Origin of the sequence: Ottowia sp., from assembly GCF_016703145.1 — a bacterium.
GTDB lineage: Bacteria > Pseudomonadota > Gammaproteobacteria > Burkholderiales > Burkholderiaceae_C > Ottowia.
The window spans coordinates 912,581-936,049 of the sequence record NZ_JADJCO010000005.1; the positions used below are offsets into that span (position 1 = coordinate 912,581).

General features: G+C 68.7%; 17 protein-coding genes and 3 pseudogenes. 13 read left to right on the plus strand and 7 right to left on the minus strand.

The window, feature by feature from the left end; all coding sequences use genetic code 11:
* Positions 1–104: 104 nt before the first annotated feature.
* From IPG65_RS17275 to IPG65_RS17295, 5 genes are all read left to right on the plus strand, one after another.
* Complete coding sequence (locus IPG65_RS17275; RefSeq protein ID WP_293192195.1) at positions 105–1,565, plus strand: YdiU family protein; 1,461 nt, start codon at positions 105–107, stop codon at positions 1,563–1,565.
* Positions 1,562–1,972, plus strand: a complete 411-nt coding sequence (gene msrB, locus IPG65_RS17280) for a peptide-methionine (R)-S-oxide reductase MsrB (protein WP_293192197.1) — start codon at positions 1,562–1,564, stop codon at positions 1,970–1,972. The genes IPG65_RS17275 and msrB overlap by 4 nt, the downstream gene beginning before the upstream one ends.
* A 10-nt stretch (positions 1,973–1,982) precedes the next feature.
* Positions 1,983–2,531, plus strand: a complete 549-nt coding sequence (locus IPG65_RS17285) for a septation protein A (RefSeq protein ID WP_293192199.1) — start codon at positions 1,983–1,985, stop codon at positions 2,529–2,531.
* Positions 2,528–2,794, plus strand: a complete 267-nt coding sequence (locus IPG65_RS17290) for a BolA family transcriptional regulator (protein ID WP_293192202.1) — start codon at positions 2,528–2,530, stop codon at positions 2,792–2,794. The genes IPG65_RS17285 and IPG65_RS17290 overlap by 4 nt, the downstream gene beginning before the upstream one ends.
* A 73-nt stretch (positions 2,795–2,867) precedes the next feature.
* Complete coding sequence (locus tag IPG65_RS17295) at positions 2,868–3,686, plus strand: peptidylprolyl isomerase (protein WP_293192205.1); 819 nt, start codon at positions 2,868–2,870, stop codon at positions 3,684–3,686.
* 132 nt (positions 3,687–3,818) lie between these two features.
* Here IPG65_RS17295 and IPG65_RS17300 read toward each other — a convergent pair whose 3' ends face one another.
* On the minus strand, positions 3,819–4,577 hold the full coding sequence (locus IPG65_RS17300) for a DUF1624 domain-containing protein (RefSeq protein WP_293192208.1): 759 nt from the start codon (positions 4,575–4,577) through the stop codon (positions 3,819–3,821).
* Positions 4,578–4,642: 65 nt separating this feature from the next.
* Here IPG65_RS17300 and IPG65_RS17305 point away from each other — a divergent pair, with 65 nt between their 5' ends.
* Positions 4,643–5,113: a universal stress protein gene (locus IPG65_RS17305; protein ID WP_293192210.1), complete on the plus strand. Its 471-nt coding sequence runs from the start codon at positions 4,643–4,645 to the stop codon at positions 5,111–5,113.
* 83 nt (positions 5,114–5,196) lie between these two features.
* Positions 5,197–6,033 carry a substrate-binding domain-containing protein gene (locus tag IPG65_RS17310; RefSeq protein ID WP_293192212.1) on the plus strand — a complete coding sequence of 279 codons (837 nt, stop codon included), beginning with the start codon at positions 5,197–5,199 and terminating at the stop codon, positions 6,031–6,033.
* 180 nt (positions 6,034–6,213) lie between these two features.
* On the opposite strand, the pseudogene IPG65_RS17315 reads toward IPG65_RS17310, so the two are convergent.
* The 3 genes and pseudogenes from IPG65_RS17315 to purL form a co-directional block, all read right to left on the minus strand.
* Positions 6,214–6,589 (minus strand): annotated as a pseudogene (locus tag IPG65_RS17315) (type II toxin-antitoxin system VapC family toxin).
* On the minus strand, positions 6,583–6,801 hold the full coding sequence (locus tag IPG65_RS17320) for a ribbon-helix-helix protein, CopG family (protein ID WP_293192214.1): 219 nt from the start codon (positions 6,799–6,801) through the stop codon (positions 6,583–6,585). Before IPG65_RS17320 ends, IPG65_RS17315 begins: the two are co-directional and overlap by 7 nt.
* A 96-nt stretch (positions 6,802–6,897) precedes the next feature.
* Entirely contained in the window at positions 6,898–10,923 is a 4,026-nt protein-coding gene (gene purL / locus IPG65_RS17325; RefSeq protein ID WP_293192216.1) for a phosphoribosylformylglycinamidine synthase, read from the minus strand.
* Between the two features lie 124 nt (positions 10,924–11,047).
* Between purL and map the strand changes: the two genes are divergently transcribed.
* The gene (gene map, locus IPG65_RS17330; RefSeq protein WP_293192218.1) at positions 11,048–11,869 is read left to right on the plus strand and encodes a type I methionyl aminopeptidase; all 822 of its coding nucleotides are present in this window, start codon (positions 11,048–11,050) and stop codon (positions 11,867–11,869) included.
* Between the two features lie 20 nt (positions 11,870–11,889).
* Complete coding sequence (locus IPG65_RS17335) at positions 11,890–14,544, plus strand: [protein-PII] uridylyltransferase (protein WP_293192220.1); 2,655 nt, start codon at positions 11,890–11,892, stop codon at positions 14,542–14,544.
* A gap of 190 nt (positions 14,545–14,734) precedes the next feature.
* On the opposite strand, the pseudogene IPG65_RS17340 reads toward IPG65_RS17335, so the two are convergent.
* Positions 14,735–15,483, minus strand: a pseudogene (locus IPG65_RS17340) (IS4 family transposase); the annotation flags it as partial.
* Between the two features lie 239 nt (positions 15,484–15,722).
* On the minus strand, positions 15,723–16,130 hold the full coding sequence (locus tag IPG65_RS17345; protein ID WP_293192222.1) for a tautomerase family protein: 408 nt from the start codon (positions 16,128–16,130) through the stop codon (positions 15,723–15,725).
* Positions 16,131–16,291: 161 nt separating this feature from the next.
* Between IPG65_RS17345 and IPG65_RS17350 the strand changes: the two genes are divergently transcribed.
* The 4 genes from IPG65_RS17350 (at position 16,292) to ahpF (ending at position 21,757) form a co-directional block, all read left to right on the plus strand.
* Positions 16,292–17,260, plus strand: coding sequence for a LysR substrate-binding domain-containing protein (locus IPG65_RS17350; protein WP_293192224.1), 969 nt, complete (start codon positions 16,292–16,294; stop codon positions 17,258–17,260).
* A 152-nt stretch (positions 17,261–17,412) separates the two neighbouring features.
* Positions 17,413–18,978 (plus strand): AMP-binding protein, encoded by a 1,566-nt coding sequence (locus tag IPG65_RS17355; protein WP_293192226.1) that lies wholly within the window; start codon positions 17,413–17,415, stop codon positions 18,976–18,978.
* 476 nt (positions 18,979–19,454) lie between these two features.
* A complete protein-coding gene (gene ahpC, locus IPG65_RS17360; protein ID WP_293192228.1) occupies positions 19,455–20,024 on the plus strand; it encodes an alkyl hydroperoxide reductase subunit C in 570 nt (189 codons plus the stop codon).
* A gap of 137 nt (positions 20,025–20,161) precedes the next feature.
* Positions 20,162–21,757, plus strand: a complete 1,596-nt coding sequence (gene ahpF, locus IPG65_RS17365; RefSeq protein ID WP_293192230.1) for an alkyl hydroperoxide reductase subunit F — start codon at positions 20,162–20,164, stop codon at positions 21,755–21,757.
* A 371-nt stretch (positions 21,758–22,128) separates the two neighbouring features.
* Here the strand turns inward: ahpF and IPG65_RS17370 are convergent.
* Positions 22,129–23,466 (minus strand): annotated as a pseudogene (locus IPG65_RS17370) (MATE family efflux transporter).
* Between the last annotated feature and the right edge of the window lie 3 nt (positions 23,467–23,469).

The following is a 23,469-nucleotide window of genomic DNA, read 5'->3' on the forward strand; positions in this document are numbered from 1 at the left end:
CCTAACCCTGCGATGCCCCGCCGACGCCCGTGGCAGCCACGTCCGGGGGTTGGGGTTTTCCCGCCCATCGGGCGTGGGGTTGGCCGCTGCCCGACAATCCACCCATGAACCTGCTTGCCACCTCCAGCGGCCCCGTCCTCGCGAGGCCGGGCGGCTTCGCCAACCTGGGCCCGGCCTTCTACACCGAGCTGCTTCCCACGCCGCTGCCTGACCCGTACTGGGTCGGCACCAGCGCCAGCTCGGCCCGCCTGCTGGGCATCGACGCCGGGTGGATGGCGAGGGACGACGCGCTGCAAGCCTTCTCCGGCAACGCGCTGCTGCCCGGCAGCCGGCCGCTGGCCAGCGTGTACAGCGGACACCAGTTCGGCGCGTGGGCCGGGCAGTTGGGCGACGGCCGCGCCCTGCTGCTGGGCGAGACGGCTCAGGGCCAGGAAATCCAGCTCAAGGGCAGCGGCCTGACACCCTACTCCCGCATGGGCGACGGGCGCGCGGTGCTGCGCTCGTCGATCCGCGAGTTCCTGTGCAGCGAAGCCCTGCACGGCCTGGGCATCCCAACCACGCGCGCGCTGTGCATGACCGGCTCCGATGCCCCGGTGCAGCGCGAGGAGACCGAGACCGCCGCCGTCGTCACGCGCGTGGCGCCCAGCTTCATCCGCTTCGGCCATTTCGAGCACTTCAGCTACAGCGGCCAGCACGACGAACTGAAGCGGCTGGCCGACTTCGTGATCGACCGTCACTACCCCGCTTGCCGCGCTGCCGTCCAGCCCTACGCCGCGCTGCTGGAGGCCGTCACCCGCCGCACCGCCACCCTCATCGCCCAATGGCAGGCGGTGGGCTTTTGCCACGGCGTGATGAACACCGACAACATGAGCATCCTGGGCCTGACCATCGACTACGGCCCGTTCCAGTTCCTGGACGGCTTCGATCCGGGCCACATCTGCAACCACTCCGACCACCAGGGGCGCTACGCCTACCAGCGCCAGCCCGGCATCGCGCACTGGAACCTGTGCGCCCTGGGCCAGGCCCTGATGCCGCTGATCCAGGACTCGGACGCGGCCCTGGCGGCGCTGGACACCTACCGCCGCGCCTTCCCCGAAGAACTGGCCGCGCGCATGGCCGCCAAGCTGGGTTTCGGCCAGGCCTGCGAAGGCACGGGCCGGCTGACCGACGAGCTGCAGGCGCTGATGGCGCGCGAGCGCACCGACCACACCATCTTCTGGCGCCGGCTGGCGCGGCAAGCCGCAGGCGACGGCGCCGAGCCGGTGCGCGACCTGTTCATCGACCGCGCCGCCATCGACGCCTGGTTGCTACAGTTTGAAGAGCTTACGGCGCAACACGGACGAGGGCACAGCCCCGATCTGATGCTGAAAACCAACCCCGCCATCGTGCTGCGCAACCACCTGGCCGAGCAGGCCATCGCGCGTGCGAAACTAAAGGACTTCAGCCTCGTCCAAGATCTGCTGGCCGCGCTGGAGCGCCCGTACGACGGGCACCCGGCGCACGCCGACTGGGCCGGCTTTCCGCCCGACTGGGCGTCCCACATCCAGATCAGTTGCTCCTCATGACCCACCCCATCCAGAAAACCGACGCCCAATGGCGCGCCCTGCTCGAAGCCAAGGGCGCCGAGCCCGTGGCCCACCAGGTCACGCGCCACGCCGCCACCGAGCGCCCCTTCACCGGCAAGTACGAGCAGCACTGGGCCGACGGCAGCTACCACTGCGTCTGCTGCGGCGCCAAGCTGTTCGAGTCCGGCACCAAGTTCGACGCCGGCTGCGGCTGGCCCAGCTTCTCGCAAGCGGCCGTGCCCGGCGCCATCGAGGAGCGGCGCGACGCCAGCCACGGCATGGTCCGCGTCGAGACCGTGTGCGCCCAGTGCGGCGCCCACCTGGGCCACGTGTTCGAGGACGGCCCGGCGCCCACGGGCCTGCGCTACTGCATGAACTCCGCCTCGCTGGACTTCACCCCGCGATGAACCGCCGCCCATGAAGATCCTGCTCGACTTCCTCCCCATCCTGCTGTTCTTCGTCGCGTACAAGCTGCAGGGCATCTACGCCGCCACCGCCGTGCTGATGGCCGCCACCACGGTGCAGATGGCCATCATCTACTGGCTCGACAAGAAGCTCAGCACCATGCACAAGGCCACGCTGGCGCTGATCCTCATCTTCGGCGCGCTGACGCTGACGCTGCAGGACGACCGCTTCATCAAGTGGAAGCCCACCGTGCTCTACGGCGCCATGGCCGCCGCGCTGGCCGTGGCGCTGTGGCTGCTGCGCAAAAACGTCCTCAAGGCCATGCTGGGCGCCCAGATCGGCCTGCCCGACGCCGCCTGGCACCGCCTGAACGTGGCCTGGATCGTCTACTGCGTGTTCATGGCCGTGCTCAACGGCTACGTGGCGGCGTATTTCTCCACCGACGCCTGGGCCAATTTCAAGCTGTGGGGCTACGTCTTCCCGGTGGTGTTCATCCTGGGCCAGGGCGTCTACGTGGCCCGGCACATGAACGACGCGCCCGCACCTGGAGGCTCCGAATGAGCACCGCCCTGGCCAACCAGATGGCCGAGCGCCTGCGCCAGCGCCTGCAGCCCAGCGCCCTGGAGGTCATCGACGAAAGCTGGCAGCACGCCGGCCACGCTGGCGCCAATGACAGCGGTTTCGGCACTCATTTCCGGGTGCGCATCGCCGCGCCCGCCTTCGCCGGGCTGGGCCGCGTGGCGCGGCACCGGCTTGTGTATGATGCCCTGGATGACTTCATCGCCCGGCAGGGCGTGCATGCCCTGGCCATCGAAACGGGCTGAAAATTCCGTCAAATCCCCGGTTTCCACCCTTTCCTTCCCTCGTCCCGCGCGGGACTCACCCCCTAGTCTGACCATGAAAAAACAGCTCCTGGCCGCGACCGCCGCGGCACTGCTGGCCGGTGCCGTCGCGCTGCCGGCCTTCGCCCAGAACGTCGCCATCGTCAACGGCAAGCCCGTGCCCAAGGCCCGCCTGGACGCACTGGAGGGCCAGATCCGGGCCCAGGCCGCCCGCACCGGCCAGCCCGTGCCGCCCGAGGTGCAAAGCCAGTTGCGCGAGGAAATCATCGCGCGCGAGATCTTCATGCAGGAGGCCCAACGCCGCGGCCTGGAAGCCTCGCCCGACTACCGCGCCAAGATGGAACTGGCACGCCAGAGCGTGCTGATCGGCGAGCTGTTCGCCGACTTCGAGGAGAACGCCGCCGTGACCGACGAGGAAGCCAAGGCCGAGTACGACCGCATCGTCGGCGCCCAGGCCCCGGCGGCCGGCGCCCGGGAATACAAGGCGCGCCACATCCTGGTCGAGAAGGAAGACGATGCCAAGGCCGTCATCGCCCAGATCAAGAAGGGCGGCAAGTTCGAGGACATCGCCAAGAAGCAGTCCAAGGACCCCGGCTCCGGCGCGCAGGGCGGCGACCTGGGCTGGGCCAACCCGTCCGGCTACGTGCCCGAGTTCGCCAATGCCCTGGGCAAGCTGAACAAGGGCCAGATGACCGATGCGCCGGTCAAGTCGCAGTTCGGCTGGCACGTGATCCGCGTGGACGACGTGCGCGACGCCAAGGCGCCCGATGTGCCCAAGTTCGAGGACGTCAAGCCGCAACTGGTGCAGCAGATGCAGCAGCAAAAGCTGGCCAGGTTCCGGGAAGAGCTGCGGGCCAAGGCCAAGGTCGAGTAAGCCGCTGCGCTTGCCCAACCGGCGGGCCGGTCTCTCAGGGGCCGGCCCGCCGTTTATTTGCTATTGTTAATATAGCTATCAGCATAAGTGGGATATAGGCTGATAGCCGATTTGGCTTAAAACGGCCACATCTCAACCACGCACGGCACCCCAGGCCATCAGCGCCCCGATCAACACCGGTTGATGCAGCATGTAGTAGCTCAGGCTCCAGCGCCCCAGCACCGCCAGCTTTCGTCTCAGCGCGCCGACGGGGGGCGCCAGCACCACTGGCGGCAGCGCCTGGCCGGCCCCAACGCCCAGCAGCAGCACGCCCAGCCACGGCAGCAGGGGCACGTAGTCCTCGGTGATGGGCTTGTGGGTGACCACGCCGATCCAGTTCAGCCAGCGGCTGTCGAACAGGGCGGCGACGTGGAGCGGCCGGGTGCCCAGCCATTCACCCAGCCACGGCGCGCCGGCGACCAGCGCCGCGCCCAGCACCCACGGCACGGCGGCGCGCAGCAGCCCGACCGCCAGCAGACCGCGCGCGATCAGCAGCATCGCCGCCAGGCCATGCAGCACGCCAAAGCTGATCCAGCTGCGCGGGAACATCCACCACGAGCCCAGCGACACCAGCAGCGCGCAGCCCGCCACCTGCGCCCAGCGCCGCCAGAAGCGCGGCCAGCCCTGCGCGCCGCGCACCGCCAGCGCCTGGCTAGCGCCGGCCGTGAAAAGGAACAGGCTGACGATGGCCGTGCGCTGCCACGTCCAGAACGGATCGCCGTAGAAGTCCTGCCGGATGTGGCCGAAGTGATTGAGGTCGAAGCAGAAGTGGTACGCCGTCATCCACACCATGGCCAGGCCGCGCAGGGCGTCGAGGCGGTCATGGCGGGCGGCGCTGATAATCCACCCCATGCCCACCCGTACCAGGCTGCGCCACCCGCTATCGATGGAATAGCCAACAACCCCAGGACCACGCCATGAAGATCCTCCTGCCCGTCGACGGCACCGAACTCTCGCTGCACGAAACCCGCTTCGCCCTGCGCCTGGTGCAGGACGGCCTGCGCGCCAGCTTCGTGCTGGCCAACGTGCAGGAGCCCGCCTCGTTCTACGAGATCGTGACCTCGCAGAACCCGGCGATGATCGAAAGCGCCGCGCATGAGGCCGGCGAGGACCTGATGGCGCCGTCCGCCCAGCTGCTGGCCGAGGCCGGCGTGGCCTTCGAGACGGCGGTGGTCACCGGCGACCCGGCCCACGCCATGCTGGAGCTGATCGAGCTGCGCGCCTGCGACATGGTGGTGATGGGATCGCGCGCGCTCGGCCCATTGCGCCGCATGCTCGAAGGCGGCTCCACCTCGCGCCGGCTGCTCGACGACTGCCCCGTGCCCGTGCTGCTGGTCAAGCCGCCGGTGGCGGCCGATCCCGACATGGAGGGCGGCGACGCCCTATGATCTCAATCAAAATCAGGCCACAGCCCGCTCGGGTATTGCGCCAGTAGCTATTATTTAAATAGTAACAACCAGGAGACGAAGACATGCGCCCCACCTTTCCCATCCTTCCACGCCGCGCCCTGCTGCTGGCGGCCGTGGCCGTTTTGGCCGGCTGCGCCGCGCCGGACCTCCAGCAAGGCGCCAAGCCGACGCACCCGTCGCTGGCCCAGCCCGTCCGGCTGATGACCTCGGGCGGCTTCGCGGAGGCGCACCAGCGCCTGTTCCCCGTCTTCGAGCAGCAGACCGGCGGCAAGGTGGAGTCGGCCTATGGCTCGTCCATGGGCGCGTCCACCACCTCCATCCCGAACCGGCTGGCGCGCGGCGAGACCGCCGACGTGGTGGTGCTGGCGCGCTCCGCGCTGGACAAGCTGGTGGCCGAGGGCCACGTGGTGCCCGGCAGCCAGGTGGACCTGGTGCGCTCGTCCATCGGCGTGGCGGTGCGCGCGGGCGCGCCGGTGCCCGACATCGGCACCGAGGAAAAATTCAAGCAGCTGCTGCTCAGCGCGCCGTCGATCGCCTATTCGGCCAGCGCCAGCGGCACCTACTACGAAACCCAGATGCTGAAGAAGCTGGGCATCGAGGCCCAGGTGTTGCCCAAGAGCAAGAAGGTGGTGGGCGACCGCGTGGGCACCATCGTGGCGCGCGGCGACGCGGCCGTCGGCATGCAGCAGGTGAGCGAGCTGCTGCCCATCCCCGGCATCACCTACGTGGGCCGGCTGCCCGAATCTGTGCAGAGCTACACCGTGTTCTCCGCCGGCATCGCCGCCAAGGCGCAGAACCCCGAGGGCGCCCGGCAGCTGATCCGCTTCTACCGGTCGGCCGCCGCCAGGCCGGTGATCGAGAAGACGGGGCTGGAGGTGGCAGCGCCCGCAGTGCGCTGATTCCATGAAGAAAAGTGCCTGCTTCGCGGGCATGGGCCGCGTCGAAGGCCATCCAAAGGCAGACGAAGGTCACGTCGCCGTCCTCGTCCGCCGCCTCGTCGCGCCTCATCCTGTTCAGGGCACGGTGCATGCGCAGGGGGAGGCGGATGCGGTGAGGTTTTCAGTCATCGATTTTCCAGTTCAGTGCCTGGGGAGTACATAGGGCACCCGTACCCCCGGCTCAGTCTCGGGAAAATCCTTGGTGTTGCGCGAGACGAGCAGCATCGAATGCACCTGGGCCGTGGCCCAGATGATCGCATCCGGCAGGCGAATGCGCCGGGCCTTGCGGATCGCCACGGCGCGCTCCGCAACGGCACCGCCCAAAGCCATCACCTCGAAGGGAGAGCAGCCACGCCCGCACGGCGCCCTGCTCCTCGGGGGCCGCGCCTGCAAGCACTTCCATCCAGGTGATGACGCTGATCACCTTGCCGGGATAGCGCGACAGCTCTTGATCCGCTGCATCGATACCGTTGAGGTAGTCGATCAGAACGTTCGTATCGAAAAGCGCTTTCACCATTCAGAGCGAAGCTCCTCTTGGTACGCCAGGCCGTCGGGCTTCTTGCCTTTCCACAAGCCGAACACACTGGCCCCCAGCGCGGGGCCGAACTGCGCAAGGTAGGCGTCAATGGCATCGCGAATGAGGGCGGCGCGCGGGCGGCCTTCGATTTGCACCAAAGCCCCAAGCGCTTGCACCTGAGCTTCGGGCAGATCAATCAGGATTCTGCTCATGAGTTTCTCCATATTTGATATACATATCGTATATCAATATGCCGCCGAACGGCTGTGACACATCGGTGCGGGCCGGCGTGCGTCTCCGATACCTCCTCAGCCGACCCACCTGCGCGCATTGCGCCACAGCCGCATCCACGGGCTGAGCGCCGAGGGATCGCCGCTGGTCCAGCTCATCTGGATGTTGCGGAAGACACGCTCGGGGTGCGGCATCAGCGCCGTGAAGCGACCGTCCGCCGTGGTGACGGCGGTCAGGCCGCCGGGACTGCCGTTGGGGTTGAATGGGTACTGCTCGGTCGGCTGGCCGTGGTGATCGACGAAGCGCATGGCGGCGATGGCCTTGGCCGCGTCGCCGCGCTGGCTGAAGTCGGCGTAGCCCTCGCCGTGCGCCACGGCGATGGGTAGGCGGCTGCCGGCCATGCCGGCGAAGAACAGGCTGGGCGAATCCAGCACCTCCACCTGCGACAGCCGCGCCTCGAAGCGCTCGCTGCGGTTGATGGTGAAGCGCGGCCAAGCATCGGCGCCGGGGATGATGTCGGCCAACTCGGCGAACATCTGGCAGCCGTTGCACACGCCCAGGCCGAAGGTGTCGGCGCGGCCGAAGAACTGGCTGAACTGGTCGGACAGAGCGGGGTTGAAGGTGATCGAGCGCGCCCAGCCGATGCCCGCGCCCAGCGTGTCGCCGTAGCTGAAGCCGCCGCAAGCCACCAGACCCTTGAAGTCGGCCAGCCGCGCGCGGCCGGCCTGCAGGTCGGTCATGTGCACGTCGAAGGCCTCGAAGCCGGCGGCGGTGAACGCGTAGGCCATCTCGACGTGCGAGTTCACACCCTGCTCGCGCAAGATCGCGACCCGGGGGCGCGCCAGGTTCAGGTATGGGGCGGCCACGTCCTCGGCGGGGTCGAAGCCGGGCGCCACCTGCAGGCCGGGGTCGTCGGCGCGGCCGGCGGCGGCGTGCTCGGCGTCGGCGCAGTCGGGGTTGTCGCGCTCGCGGGCGATCTTCCAGCTCACGCTGTCCCAGACCTGGAACAGGTCTTCGAGCGTGGCCGAGAAGATCTCCTTGGCGTCGCGCCACACGCTCAGGCAGCCCTTGCCCCTGGCGATGGGCGAGGCCTCGGGCCGCGTCTTGCCGATGATGTGGCTGTGCCTGGCAAGCCCATGCGCGCGCAGGGTCTGCATGACCTGGTCGCGCTCGCGGGTCGCGACCTGCAGCACCACGCCCAGTTCCTCGGCGAACAGGGCCTTCAGCGTCAGCTCCTCGCGCCGCGCGCTCACCTGGCTGGCCCAGTTCTTGGCGTCGCCGGTTTCCATGCGGCTGTCGCTGATGCCGTCGCCCTCGGTCACCAGCAGATCGACGTTCAGCGCCACGCCGACGTGGCCGGCGAAGGCCATCTCGGCCACGCAGGCCAGCAGGCCGCCATCGCTGCGGTCGTGGTAGGCCAGCAGGCGCCCCTCGGCGCGCAGTTGGTTGACGGCGGCGACCAGCGACTTCAGGTCCTGCGCGTCGTCCAGGTCGGGCACGCCGTCCTTGTCGGGGCAACCGCTCTGCCCCAGCGCCTGCGCCAGCACGCTGCCGGCCAGGCGGTGGCGGCCCTTGCCCAGGTCGACGAGGACGAGGGTGGAGTCCGGCTTATCGGCGTCGAGCTGCGGCGTGAGCGTGCCGCGCACGTCGCCCAGCGAGGCGAAAGCGGTGACGATCAGGCTGACGGGCGAGACGACCTTGCGCGCCGCGCCGCCCTCGTCCGTCCACTGCGTGCGCATCGACAGGCTGTCCTTGCCGACCGGAATGGCCACGCCGAGCTGCGGGCACAGCTCCAGCCCGACGGCGCGCACGGTGGCGTACAGCGCGGCGTCCTCGCCCGGCTCGCCGCAGGCGGCCATCCAGTTGGCCGACAGCTTGACGCGCGGCAGCTCAATGGGCGCGGCCAGCAGGTTGGTGATGGCCTCGGCCACGGCCATGCGCCCCGAGGCGGGCGCGTCGAGCGCGGCCAGCGGCGTGCGTTCGCCCATGCTCATGGCCTCGCCGGCGAAGCCCGCGTAGTCGGCCAGGGTGACGGCGCAGTCGGCCACGGGCACCTGCCAGGGGCCGACCATCTGGTCGCGGTGCGTGAGGCCGCCCACGGTGCGGTCGCCGATGGTGACGAGAAAGCGCTTGCTGGCGACGGTGGGGTGGCTCAGCACCTGGATCGCGGCGTCCTGCAGCGTCACGCCGTCCAGGTCGAGCGGCGCGAAGCGGCGCTCGACGGTGGCCACGTCGCGGTGCATTTTGGGCGGCTTGCCGAGCAGCACGTCCATGGGCATGTCCACGGGCTGGTCCACCTTGGGCGCGGCGGCATCGGTGACTTCCAGTTGGCGCGCCTCGGTGGCCAGGCCTACCACCGCGAACGGGCAGCGCTCGCGCGCGCAGAGCTGCTCGAAAAGGGGCAGCGACTCCGGCGCGATGGCCATCACGTAGCGCTCCTGGCTCTCGTTGCACCAGATTTCCTTGGGCGCCAGGCCCGATTCCTCCAACGGCACGGCGCGCAGGTCGAAGCGCGCGCCGCGCCCGGCGTCGTGGGTCAGCTCGGGGAAGGCGTTGCTCAGGCCGCCGGCGCCGACGTCGTGGATGGCCAGGATGGGGTTGGCCTCGCCCAGTGCCTGGCACTGGGTGATGACCTCCTGCGCGCGGCGCTGGATCTCGGGGTTGCCGCGCTGCACCGAGTCGAAGTCCAGGTGCGCCGCGTTGGCGCCGCTGGCCAGCGAACTCGCCGCCCCGCCGCCCATGCCGATGCGCATGCCCGGCCCACCCAGCTGCACCAGCAGGCTGCCGGCGGGGAATTCGATCTTGGAGGTGAGCCGCGCGTCGATGCTGCCGACGCCGCCGGCGATCATGATGGGCTTGTGGTAGCCGCGCAGCACGGCGCCGTCGCCCTCGCCCACGGGGAGCTCGTACTCGCGGAAGTAGCCCAGCAGGTTGGGCCGGCCGAACTCGTTGTTGAACGCGGCGCCGCCCAGCGGCCCCTCGGTCATGATCTGCAGCGCGCTGGCCATGTGGGCGGGGCGGCCGTGCGGGCTGTCCCACAGCCGGCTGACGGTGAAGCCCGTCAGCCCCGCCTTGGGCCGCGCGCCGCGCCCGGTGGCGCCCTCGTCGCGGATCTCGCCGCCTGCGCCGGTGCTGGCGCCGGGGAAGGGGCTGATGGCCGTGGGGTGGTTGTGGGTCTCCACCTTCATCAGCACGTGGCGCGTTTCGCTCTCTTTATGATAGCTATTGGCGAAATCTCCATGCGGGCTGGCGGCATATTTCGCTTGAAAAACTTCGACGGCATGACCCTCCATCACCGCCGCGTTGTCGCTGTAGGCGATGACGGTGTGCGCGGGACTGTGCCGGTGCGTGTGGCGGATCATGCCGAACAGGCTGTGCTCCTGCGCCACGCCGTCGATGGTGAACTGGGCGTTGAAGATCTTGTGGCGGCAATGCTCGCTGTTGGCCTGGGCGAACATCATCAGCTCCACATCCGTCGGGTTGCGCCCCAGCTTGGTGAAGGCATCGAGCAGGTAGTCGATCTCGTCGGGCGCCAGCGCCAGGCCCCAGTCTGTGTTGGCCTGCTGCAGCGCCGCGCGGCCACCGCCCAGCACGTCCACGTGCGCCAGCGGCTCGGGCTGCAGCTCGGTGAACAACGCGCGGGCGTCGTCGCGATGCGCCAGCAGGCTTTCGGTCATGCGGTCGTGCAGTAGCGCGGCAATGGCCGAGAGCTCTTCTTTCGATAGCTGTTGGCGCTTTATCCATGCTGGCTTGAGGCCGATTTTGTACTCAACGATGCGCTCCACGCGGTGCAGCGCGATGCCGCAGTTGCGCGCGATGTCGGTGGCCTTGCTGGCCCAAGGCGACACGGTGCCCAGGCGCGGCGCGACGACGATGGCGGCGGCGCCCTCGCCGGCGGCGGCCGGCTCGCCGTAGGTCAGCAGGGCCGCCAGGCGCTGCAGCACGCCGGCGCCGGGCTCGGCGTCGAACGCCGCCAGGTGCACGTGGCGCGCGGCCACCGACGCGATGGCCGGCTGCACGGCCTGCAGGCGCGGCAGCAGGCCGCGGGCGCGGAAGTCGCTCAGGGCGTTGCCGCCGTCGAAGAAGTGGATGTGCTGGGTCACGGTCGGCAAGGCTGGTTCAGCGAAGGCGCGCGGCTGGCGTGAAAGGAAGCGCCCGGCCGCTGACTGGGGCCGGGCGCGCAAGGATGGCCGATTTTATCCGCCGCCCCGATGGGATAATTTACCCATGAGCATCACCATCAAGGACGCAGCCGGCATCGCCGCCATGCGCACGGCCTGCCGCCTGGCCTCGGAAGTGCTGGACTTCCTGACCCCGCACATCCAGCCCGGCATCACCACGCTGGAGATCGACCGCCTGGCCGCCGCCCACATGGCCGCGCAGGGCACCCGGTCGGCCACCATCGGCTACCAGCCGCCGGGCTACCCGCCCTACCCCGCGCACCTGTGCACCTCGGTCAACCACGTGGTGTGCCACGGCATCCCGGCCGACAAGCCGTTGAAAAAGGGCGACATCGTCAACGTCGACGTCACCGTCATCACGCCCGAGGGCTGGTTCGGTGACAACAGCCGCATGTACGAGATCGGCGAATGCTCCATCGCCGCCCGGCGCCTGTGCCAGCTCACCTACCAGTCGATGTGGCTGGGCATCGAGCAGGTGCGCCCCGGCGCGCGCCTGGGCGACGTGGGCCACGCGATCCAGAAGTTCGCCGAGGGCCACGGCCTGTCGGTGGTGCGCGAGTTCTGCGGCCACGGCATCGGCCAGCGCTTCCACGAGGACCCGCAGGTGCTGCACTACGGCCGGCCCGGCACGGGCGAGGAGTTGGTGCCGGGCATGACCTTCACCATCGAGCCCATGGTCAACATCGGCCGCCGCGACATCAAGGAGATGAACGACGGCTGGACCATCGTCACCAAGGACCGCTCGCTGTCGGCCCAGTGGGAGCACACGGTGCTGGTCACCCCCACCGGCTACGAGGTGCTGACGCTGTCGGCCGGCAGCCCCGCCGTGCCCGACTTCGTGCAGGGCATGGCCCGCGCCGCGGCCTGACCGACCCGAGGCCGCCCGCCATGCCGGACGCCACCCCGCAGGCGCCCTCGCCCCTCCAGGCCCTGCGCAGCGACTACCGCCAGAAGAAGGGCGAACTGCTCGATGCCATGCGCGCGGCCGGCTCGGCCACGCGCGGCGTGCGCGCGGCCCTGGGCCGGCTGGCCGCGCTGGCCGACGGCACGCTGCGCGCGCTGTGGCGGCAGGCCGGCTTCGACGCCAGCTTCGCGCTGGCCGCCGTGGGCGGCTACGGGCGGGGCGAGCTGTTTCCCTATTCCGACATCGACGTGCTGCTGCTGCTGCCTGCGGGCAGCGATCCCGCCGCCGACGAGGCGCTGCGCCAGCGCATCGAGGGCTTCATCAGCCAGTGCTGGGACGTGGGGCTGGAGATCGGCTCCAGCGTGCGCACCGTCGACGAGTGCCTGGCCAAGGCCGACGTCACCGTGCAGACCGCGCTGCTGGAGGCGCGCCTGGTCACCGGCGACCGCAAGCTGTTCGGCGGCTTCCAGAGGCGCTTCATGGCGCAGCTCGACGCGCTGGACTTCTTCACCGCCAAGCGGCTGGAGATGCACCAGCGCCACGTCAAGTACGAGGACACGCCCTACGCGCTGGAGCCCAACTGCAAGGAATCGCCCGGCGGCCTGCGCGACCTGCAGATGATCCTGTGGACGGCGCGCGCCGCTGGCATCGGCAGCCGCTGGGAAGACTTGGCGCGCGCCGGCCTGGCCACCGCGCACGAGCTGCGCCAGCTCAAGCACAACGAGGCGCTGCTGTCGCTGGTGCGCGCGCGCCTGCACCTGATCGCCGGCCGGCGCGAGGACCGGCTGGTGTTCGACCTGCAGAACGCCGTGGCCGAGTCCTTCGGCTTCGCGCACCGCCAGTCCGACGACGGCCGCATCGTCCTGCGCGCCAGCGAAGTGCTGATGCGCCGCTATTACTGGGCCGCCAAGGCCGTCACGCAGCTCAACCAGATCCTGCTGCAGGGCATCGAGGAGCACCTGCGCGCCGCGCGCGGCGAGCCGCCCACCGAGCTGCGCCGCATCAACGATCGCTTTTTCGACAAGAACGGCATGATCGAGGTGGCGCAGGACGACCTGTACCAAGCCGAGCCGCACGCCATCCTGGAAACCTTCCTCATCTACGCCAAGACGCCGGGTCTCAAGGGCCTGTCGGTGCGCACGCTGCGCGCGCTCTACAACGCGCGGGCGGTGATGGACCGCCACTTCCGCAACGACCCGGTCAACAGACAGACCTTCCGTGCCATCCTGATGCAGCCGCAGGGCATCACCCACGCCATGCGCCTGATGAACCAGACCTCGGTGCTGGGGCGCTACCTGTGGGTCTTCAGGCGCATCGTCGGGCAGATGCAGCACGACCTGTTCCACGTCTACACCGTGGACCAGCACATCCTGATGGTGCTGCGCAACGTGCGGCGCTTCTTCATGGCCGAGCACGCGCACGAATACCCTTTCTGCTCGCAGCTGGCCGCCGGCTGGGACAAGCCCTGGGTGCTGTACGTGGCCGCCCTCTTCCACGACATCGCCAAGGGCCGCGGCGGCGACCATTCCGAACTGGGCGCCGGGGAGGTGCGGCGCTTCTGCCTGCAGCACGGCATCCAGCCGCTGGACGCGCGGCTGATCGAGTTCCTGGTGCGCGAGCACCTGTCCATGAGCCAGATCGCGCAGAAGGAAGACCTGAGCGACCCCGAGGTCATCCAGGCCTTCGCCCGGCGCGTCGGCAACGAGCGCAACCTGACCGCGCTGTACCTGCTGACGGTGGCCGACGTGCGCGGCACCAGCCCCAAGGTGTGGAACGCCTGGAAGGGCAAGCTGCTGGAAGACCTGTACAGGCTGACCGTGCGCGCCCTGGGCGGCCGCGCGCCCGACGCCAACGCCGTCATCGAGTCGCGCAAGCGCCAGGCGCTCATCCAACTGGCCCTGGCCTCCGAGCCGCACGAGTCACACAAGGCGCTGTGGGACACGCTGGAGGTGAGCTACTTCATGCGCCACGACGCCGGCGACATCGCCTGGCACGCGCGCCAACTCGGACGCCACGTGCCCGGCGCGCGCGCGCCGGCCGGCGCCGGCGCCGCGCCCCGCACCATCGTGCGCGCGCGGCTGTCCCCCGTGGGCGAGGGCCTGCAGGTGCTGGTGTACGCCAGCGACCGGCCCGATCTGTTCGCGCGCATCTGCGGCTACTTCGAGCGCTCGGGCTTCTCCATCCTCGACGCCAAGATCCACACCACCCGCAACGGCTGGGCGCTGGATACCTTCCAGGTCGTCAGCGGCCTGGTGCCCGAGCATTACCGCGAGCTGATGAACATGGTCGAGGCCGAGCTGCCCGCCGCCATCGACAGCCAGTCTCCCCTACCCGCCCCGCGCCTGGGCCGCGTGTCGCGCCGCGTCAAGAGCTTCCCCATCGCCCCGCGCATCGACCTGCACCCAGACGACAAGGCCCAGCGCTGGCTGCTCACCGTCACCGCCAGCGACCGCGTCGGCCTGCTTTACAACATCGCCCGCATCCTGGCCGCTCACGGCATCAGCGTGGAGCTGGCCAAGATCACCACCCTGGGCGAGCGAGTGGAGGACATGTTCCTGCTGCAGGGCGCGCAGTTGCAGCACAACAAGGCGCAGCTGGCGATCGAGCAGGAGCTGGTGGAGGTGCTGGAGGGGGTTTAGACCCAATACTGTTCAGATACGCAGTACTGGCGTGGGCTGATGTCGCTGGTGGAGCAACGCGCCGCGATGGCGGACGGTGAAGCTGCTCATCTTGCGCTTGACTCCGCGCGGGTTGAGGCGTCCGCGGCTACTAACGCAGCGACCACGGGCAATCTCGGCCAGCAGGGACTCACGCCAGCTTTCGAGGCGCTCAGGGGGGAACGGCCGCGGCTTGCGGCATCTTGCGTTTGATCACGCGCGCCGCGTGGCTGAAGCTCAGGCGATCCGGGTCGAGTGCGCGCTGCCAAGCCGCTTGTGCCATGAGTTGGCGGATGGCGAAGTGCGCCAGCAGCAGCCCCCACGGTTCCTGCTTCACCAGATCGGGCGTCTTGCTGCGCAGCACGGTGCTGCTGGCGCGCAGGTGCGTCTTGAACTCATCGAACACACCTCGATCTCCCAGCGCTCGTGGTACAGCGCCGCCAATTCTTGGCCGGGCGCCTGCTCGGGGTCGAGCAAAGTGGTCACCAGGCGGTAGCTGTCCTTTGTGGGGACGGCCAAGTCGCGCAGCGTGTACTCGATGACGCGCACCGTGCGGCCATGCCGCCGGGCGCTGTCTTCACTGTCGAAGACGGTGCTCAGGTACGAGCCATCGGGCAGGACCTGCTGCGCCGCCAGCTTGATGTTGGAACTCACGCGCCACAGCAGCGTGGCGCCGCTGTCGCAAGCGAGCGCCCAGAGCTTGAAGCTGTAGAAGCCCCGGTCGGCCATTACCAACATGTCCTTGCGCAGCCAGCCCGGCAGCAGTTCCGTGGCCATCGCCTTCTCGCTGCGTGCGTACGCGGCGATGCCGGCGGCCACGATGGCGTGCGTGCCGCACTCGACCAGGCCGAGCAGGCGCGCCTGCGGGAAGGCGCTCTGGCCGCGTACGGCTGTGGGGTAGCCGATTGCGCTGACTGCCTCGCCCTGTCTCGGCCAGCACCTCGTCGATCAGAGGCCTCGAACAACAGTATTGGCTTTAGGCCTGCACGCCGCTTCGTCCAGTTGGTACTCACCGAGTTCGCTGCGCTGCATGCGGGAAATGCCGTGCGATTCGGCATTCGCCCGCTGGAGTTCTCGGCCTGGCAGGAGCAGCATCGAGGGGGCGTTGAGCGTTGACCATCGCGATGGCTGGCGCCGCTGCCGGCCAGACTGCAGGACGCTCAATCCGGCGCCCCCTCCTGCTGAACCAAAGCCATGGCAAAGCAGCCATGGCCCACGGACCAATCGGAATAGTCGTTCTCGTGCATGAAGATGAACACATCGGCCGGGGCCACCTCGGCCATGGCTTGCAGGTTGCGCGAGATCGCGGCATACAGGGCGCGCTTCATCGCGTCGCTTCGGCCGCGCCGCAAGGTGATGTCGATCACCACCACGCGATCGGATCGGGACACGCCGTTGAACGTGCGGCTGCAGGCGAATTCGCCAGGCGCGTAACCCGTCACCAGATTGAACAGCTCGTCGGACGGCATCCCGATGCTGTCCATCAGCGCCTGGTGGATGCCTTGCACGATGGATTCACGCGCGAATGGGGATGTGTCCTGGGGGATGTAAGTGCGGATGAACGGCATGGTCTCTTATGTACTTTCAGATCAAATATTGAAGACCCATCAGCGTTGCGGTAAAAAGCCATTCGTGCTTCTTCTGAAGGAGTTGATCGTGATTTTTGACGACACCGAGGAGCTTGAAAAGCGATGATTTCGCGGGTTGTATGTGCTCTAAGATCACATACATGAGCCATCATCTGCCACCATTGACCGCCTTGCGCGCATTTGAAGCCGCTGCGCGCCTGGGCCGCATGTCGGCGGCGGCGGATGAGCTGTCGGTCACCCCTGGCGCCATCAGTCGCCAGGTGCGCCAGCTGGAACAACACCTGGGCGTGCCCCTGTTCGACGGCACCAAGGCCCGCCCCACGCTCACTCCGGCGGCGCGGATGCTGCAGCCGGTGCTGACCACCGCCTTCGCGCACATTGCCGATACCGTGCGCGAGATCAGCGATGAGGGCCGAGGTCCGCTGGACGTGACGTGCTTCAGCACCTTCACCGTGAAATGGCTCATTCCCCGGCTGTTTGACTTCCAGGCTCGGCACCCGGGCATCGACGTGCGCTTGCGCACCACGGACACCGGGAGCGACGCGGACCGCGAGCACTGTGACCTGCTGATCACCGCCGAAGAAGCCAACGGCGTCCAGGACGCGGCCGCGCAGCGGCTGTTCCCTGAATGCCTCGGACCCGTGCTCTCCCCGGAGCTCGCGCGGCGCGTGGCCTTGCATCGGCCCGTTGATCTGGCTGGTCAGCCTCTGCTGCACACACGCACCCGCCGCAACGCCTGGGCGATGTGGGCGGCGGCAGCGGGTGCGCCTGTTCCCACCCTTTTGTCGGCCCCGCTGCCACCGGGCTCCGAGTTCGAGCACTACTACTTCACGCTGGAGGCCGCCGTGCGCGGCCTGGGCATTGCGGTGGCACCCTGGCATCTGGTGACGGACGATGTGCGGTCCGGCAGGCTGTTGGCCCCGTTGGGTTTTGTGGCATCGGGCTACGACTACGTGCTGCGCCACCGCGCGATATCCCACCCCCGGATGGATGTGTTCTGCATGTGGCTGCAGATGCAGGCCAAAGCTGCCTCGATACCGCCAGGTCCGCAGGAGGCTGGCCAAGATGACCCCCTTGGGCGAGCAGGCAGCGCAGCATGTTGCTCATAGCAACATGCGTCCCCTTGCCGGTATCAGGACCATCGCCCTCGCACTGATCCCACGCGGCGCCTGACGCGCGCGCCTGCCCATTCGGGGGATGGAGGCCTTGACGCGCCTCCGCCTTGAAACATAGGATGCGCCGAAACGACGAGGAGGCCGCCATGATCTACCGCAGCCCGTATCCCGACGTGGCGATTCCCGAGATCGCCTACAGCGACTACATCCTGGCCGACGTGGACCGCTGGGCCGATCAGCCGGCCCTCATCGACGGCCCGAGCGGACGCAGCCTCAGCTTCGCGCAGGTGCGCGGCGGCGCGCGCAAGGTCGCGGCCTCGCTCGCGGCGCGCGGGTTCGCCAAGGGCGACCGCTTCGCGATCTTCTGCCCGAATCTGCCCGAGTACGCCATAGCCTTCCACGGCGCCGCGCTGGCCGGCGGCGTGGTGACCACCGCGAGCCCGCTGCTCACCGCCGACGAACTGGCGGCGCAGCTGAACGACACCGGCGCGCGCTTCCTGCTGACGGTGCCGCCCTTCATCGAGGTCGCGCGGCAGGCCGCGGCGCGCGCGAAGGTGGAGGAGCTGTTCGTGCTCGGCCAGGCCGATGGCGCGACCCCGCTCGGCGCGCTGCTGGCCACCGACGCGGCGCCGCCGGCGGTGGCGATCGACCCGCGCGAGGACCTGCTCGTGCTGCCCTACTCCAGCGGCACCAGCGGGCGCCCGAAGGGCGTGATGCTGACGCACTACAACGCGGTGGCCGCGCTGGCCCAGCTCGACCAGTGGCCGGACCCGAAAGCCGGTGAGCGAGTCATCGCGGTGCTGCCGTTCTTCCACATCTACGGCCTGCAGCTGCTGAACGCGGCGCTGCGCCGCGGCGCCTGCTCCGTGACGATGCCGCGCTTCGACCTGGAGCAGTACCTGCGGCTGATCGAGCAGCACCGCGTGGAAGCGTTGTACACGGTGCCGCCGATGGTGCTGGCGCTGGCCAGGCATCCGCTGGTGGACAGCTTCGACCTGTCGTGCGTGCGCAAAGTCGGCTGCGGCGCCGCGCCGCTCGACGCCGCCCTGCAGACGGCCGCCGAGGCGCGGCTGAAGGCGCGCGTCGGTCAGGGCCTGGGCATGACCGAGGTGGGCCTGGCAATCGCGGCGCAGCCGCCGGACGCGGCGGACTGGCGGGCCGGCGACTGCGGCTTGCTGCTGCCCAACATGCAGGCGCGCATCGTCGACGTGGACAGCGGCGCCGACCTCGGCCCCAACCAGCCGGGCGAATTGCTGGTGCGCGGCCCCGGCGTGATGCGCGGCTACCTGAACAACCCCGAGGCGACGCGGGCAACGATCGACGCCGACGGCTGGCTGCACAGCGGCGACATCGCGCTGTTCGACGACGACGGCCGGCTGCACGTGGTCGACCGGCTCAAGGAGCTGATCAAGTACAAGGCCTACCAGGTCGCGCCGGCGGCCCTTGAAGGCGTGCTGCTGCAACACCCGGCGGTGGCCGACGCGGCGGTGATCGGCGTGCCCGACGCGGCGGCCGGGGAGATCCCGAAGGCCTACGTGGTGCCGCGCGGCAGCGCGAGCGCCGAGGAGATCATGGCCTTCGTCGCCACGAAGGTCGCACCGTACGAGCGGGTGCGCGCACTCGAGTTCATCGACGCCATTCCGAAGGCACCGTCGGGCAAGATCCTGCGCCGCGTGCTGCGGGAGCGGGCGGCCGGGCAGGCCGCGGCCTGAAGGCAGTCGGCTGGACCTGCCCTGCGGTTACCCCGGCGCCAGCGGCAGGTTGCGGGTTACGGGTTGCCAGTTCGGAGACCCAAGGTTCACTCGCTGCGCTCGCTGCCTTTGGAACGCTGATGTACATCGCCGTCTGGCCTGCATCTTGGCTGGCCGAATTTCTGAAGACACGCAGTCCTCATGCAGTGCCGCAAGAACAAGACACAAGGCAGGTCAATGTTCGAGCAGGCCGCAGGACGAGTGCTGAGTGAGAACAAGGAGAAAACGATGGAGCCACCCTTGCGCTGGCCCGGCGTGACGGCCCCGGTTCTGAGTTAAGCTGGACGCGGCGGCCATCGCCCCAGCCCACTGGCGCCGTGGCGGCTTCATAGTCACCGCCTAAGTATAGATTAGACAAAATGAATTGTTAAATTCAATAGCTTAAATCTATACTTCAAGCCATCGAATCCGTTTTCGTCAACTCAAGGAGCACACGCATGTCCCTCATCAACACCAAGGTCCAACCCTTCAAGACCCAGGCCTTCCACAACGGCCAGTTCGAGGAAGTGACCGAGAAGAACCTGTCCAACGGCAAGACCTGGTCCGTGGTGATCTTCATGCCCGCGGCTTTCACCTTCAACTGCCCAACCGAGATCGAGGACGCCGCCGACAACTACGCCGACTTCCAGAAGGCCAATGCCGAGGTCTACATCGTCACCACCGACACGCACTTCGCGCACAAGGTGTGGCATCAAACCTCGCCCGCCGTCGGCAAGGCGAAGTTCTACCTGGTCGGCGACCCGACGCACCAGCTGACCAACGCCTTCGGCGTGCACATCCCCGAGGAAGGCCTGGCGCTGCGCGGCACCTTCGTGATCGACCCCAGCGGCACCATCAAGACGATGGAAGTGCATTCCAACGAGATCGCCCGCGACGTGAAGGAAACCGTGCGCAAGCTCAAGGCCGCCCAGTACACCGCCGCCCACCCCGGCGAGGTGTGCCCCGCCAAGTGGAAGGAAGGCGAGAAGACGCTCAAGCCTTCGATCGACCTGGTCGGCAAGATCTAAGCCCGGCTCAAGCGACCTCCACGGCCGGACGGCGACGGGGCGCAAAGCGCCCCACCCTCCGGCTTTTTTACGACCAAATCAGGCGCCAGCCCGCTTGGATATTGGGCCATAAGCTATCAATACAGGAGTAAACCACCATGTTGGACGACGACATCAAGCAACAACTCGCCGCTTACCTGGAGCGCGTGCAGCAGCCGTTCGAGATGGTGGCCACGCTGGGCAGCGACGCCAAATCGGCCGAGATGCGCGAGCTGCTGGAAGAGATCGCCGGCATGCGCCCCGACAAGATCACGCTGCGCACCGACGGCCAGGACGCGCGCGTGCCCTCCTTCACCCTGGCGCGCCCCGGCAGCGGCACGCAGTTGCGCTTCGCCGCCATTCCGCTGGGGCACGAGTTCACCTCGCTGATCCTGGCGCTGCTGTGGACCGGCGGCCACCCGCCCAAGGTGGAGGCCGACACGCTGGAGCAGGTCAAGGCGCTGGACGCGGACCTGGACTTCGAGGTCTACATGAGCCTGTCGTGCCACAACTGCCCGGACGTGGTGCAGGCGCTGTCGCTGCTGGCCATCTTCAACCCGCGCGTCAAGACCACCATCATCGACGGCGGCATGTTCCAGGGCGAGATCGAGGCGCGCGAGATCATGGGCGTGCCCACCGTGTTCCTGAACGGCCAGTTCTTCGCCAACGGCCGCATGACCGCGGAGGAAGTCCTGCAGAAAGTGGACACCGGCGCCGCCAAACGCGATGCCGCCAAGCTGAGCGCCAAGGCGCCGTATGAAGTGCTGATCGTCGGCGGCGGCCCGGCCGGCGCGGCGGCGGCCATCTACGCCGCGCGCAAGGGCATCCGCACCGGCCTGGTGGCCGAGCGCTTCGGCGGCCAGGTCAACGACACGCTGGAGATCGCCAACTACCCCGGCGTACCCGAGACCGACGGCCCGCACTACGCCGCCGCGCTGGAGCAGCACGTGCGCAACTACGACGTGGATCTGATGAACACGCAGCGCGTGGCCGAACTGGTGCCCGCCGACGAGGCCGGCGGCCACGTCACCGTCAGGCTGGACAACGGCGGCGAGCTGAGGAGCCGCACCGTGATCCTGGCCACCGGCGCGCGCTGGCGCAACGTCAACGTGCCGGGCGAGCAGGAATACAAGACCAAGGGCGTGGCCTACTGCCCGCACTGCGACGGCCCGCTGTTCAAGGGCAAGGACGTGGCGGTGATCGGCGGCGGCAACTCCGGCGTCGAGGCCGCCATCGACCTGGCCGGCGTGGTCCGGCACGTCACCGTGCTCGAGTTCATGCCCGAGTTGAAGGCCGACGCCGTGCTGGTGAGCAAGCTGCACAGCCTACCCAACGTGACGGTGCACACCAACCAGCAGACCACCGAGATCCACGGCGAGGACGGCAAGGTCAGCGGCATCGAGTTCAAATGCCGCGCCACCGGCACCAACACCAAGGTGCCGCTGCACGGCGTGTTCGTGCAGATCGGCCTGGTGCCCAACACCGAGTGGCTGGGCAGCACGGTGGCGCGCAGCAAGTTCGGCGAGATCGTGGTGGACGCGCGCGGCGCCACCAACGTGCCGGGCGTGTTCGCGGCCGGCGACTGCACCACCGTGCCCTACAAGCAGATCGTGGTGGCAGCCGGCGCGGGCTCGACGGCGGCGCTGTCGGCCTTCGACTACCTCATCCGCACGCCGGCACCCCAGGCGGTGGAGACGCAGGCGATGGCGGCCTGAAGTTCAAGACCAATTGGGCTCCAGCCCGCGTGGATACTTCGTTGGCAGCTATCGAATTTGATGTTCTCTGAATTGGAAACGCTGTTGGCCGGGATGGACGCCCGGCGGCGCCCATCCCGGCCGACCGCGCTTCAAACCAATTGAGGATAACTACAAAATCAATAGCTTGTTGCGCAATATCCATACGGGCCAGAAGCAAGTCTAGTACGCCGGCACGGAGATATCGGAACACAATGAAACCGATGGATTTGCGTTCAGGGCAAGGCGCGAACCGCGGCGATACCGGGCGGTATCGCGAGGATTTGCAACGCCGCCCTGGGCGCAAAGACGCGGTTTCATGTTTCGATATCTCCGTGTCGGCGTACTAGGCCCTAAATACCCGCCCTCGCCCCAACCGCCCGCCCACTCACCCGCCACAGCATCCGCTGCACCACCAGCGCCGTCACCAGCAGCGCCCCGGCCGCGGCCTGCCAGAAGGCGACGGGTGAGTGCTGCGCGGCCAGCGGCCCCAGGCCGTGGTAGGCCAGCACGTAGCCGCCCGCCAGGCCCACGCCCCACAGCAGCACGCAGTACACCAGCAGCGGCGCCAGGGTGACGCGGTAGCAGCGCAGCACGAAGATGGCCACGGTCTGCATCGCATCGGCCAAGTGCAGCAGCGCCACCCAGCCCAGCAGCCGCGAGGCCAGCAGCGCCACGCCGGCGTGGTGGGTGTAGACCGCCGCGATCCAGGGTTTTGCTATGAAAACGATTGCTGACAGCGCAAGCGCCACGCCAGCAGAGGCCCAAAAAGCCTGCAAAGCCACGCGGCGTGCGCGGCCCTCGTCGCCGGCGCCGCGCCAGTAGCTCACGCGCGCGCTGGCGGCAACGGCCAGCGACAACGGCACCATGTACATCAGCGCAGTGACGTTGGCCGCGATCTGGTGCGCGGCCGCGACGGTGGTGCCCAGGCGCGCGACGAACAGCGCCATCAGCGTGAACGAGGTGATCTCCACCAGGATGGTCAGCGCCGCCGGCACGCCCAGCCGCGCGAACGCGCGCAGCGTGGGTGGGTGCGGCGGTTCCATGCGGCGCCACAGCGCCAGGGGCGCGTACAGCCCCTGCGTGCGCAGCAGCCACAGCGCCAGGGCGCACAGCAGCCAGTTCACCGCGAAGGTGGCCCAGGCGCAGCCGACCACGCCCAGCGCCGGCACACCCGCGCCGCCGAAGGTGAGCCAGATCGACAGCGGCAGCTTGACCCCCAGCGAGACGACCTGCAGCTAGGTCACCAGCCGCGGCTTGCCCAGCGCCTGGTTGAGCGTGCTGAAGGCGCGGAACAGCAGCGCCGCCGGCAGGCTCCAGCCCACCACGGCCAGATCCTCGTCCAGCACGGGCCGCAGGTCGGCCGGGACCTCCGTCCAGCGCAGCAGCGGCGCCGGGTGCAGCAGCACCGCCATGCCCAGCACGCTGGCCGCCGCGCAGACGTACAGCGACTGCCGCGCCGACGGGCCGACGTCCGCCGGCCGGCGCGCCCCGTGCATCTCGGCCCAGACGGGCAGCAGCGCCTGCAGCAGGCCCATCAGCGACACGTAGACGGTGATGAACACGGCCGAGCCGATCGACAGCGCCGCCAGGGAAACGTCGGAATGCCGCCCGGCGACGATGGTGTCCACCACCCCGAAGCCCATGACGGCGATCTGCCCGACGAACACCGTCGAGGCGTGGGCGGCCATGGC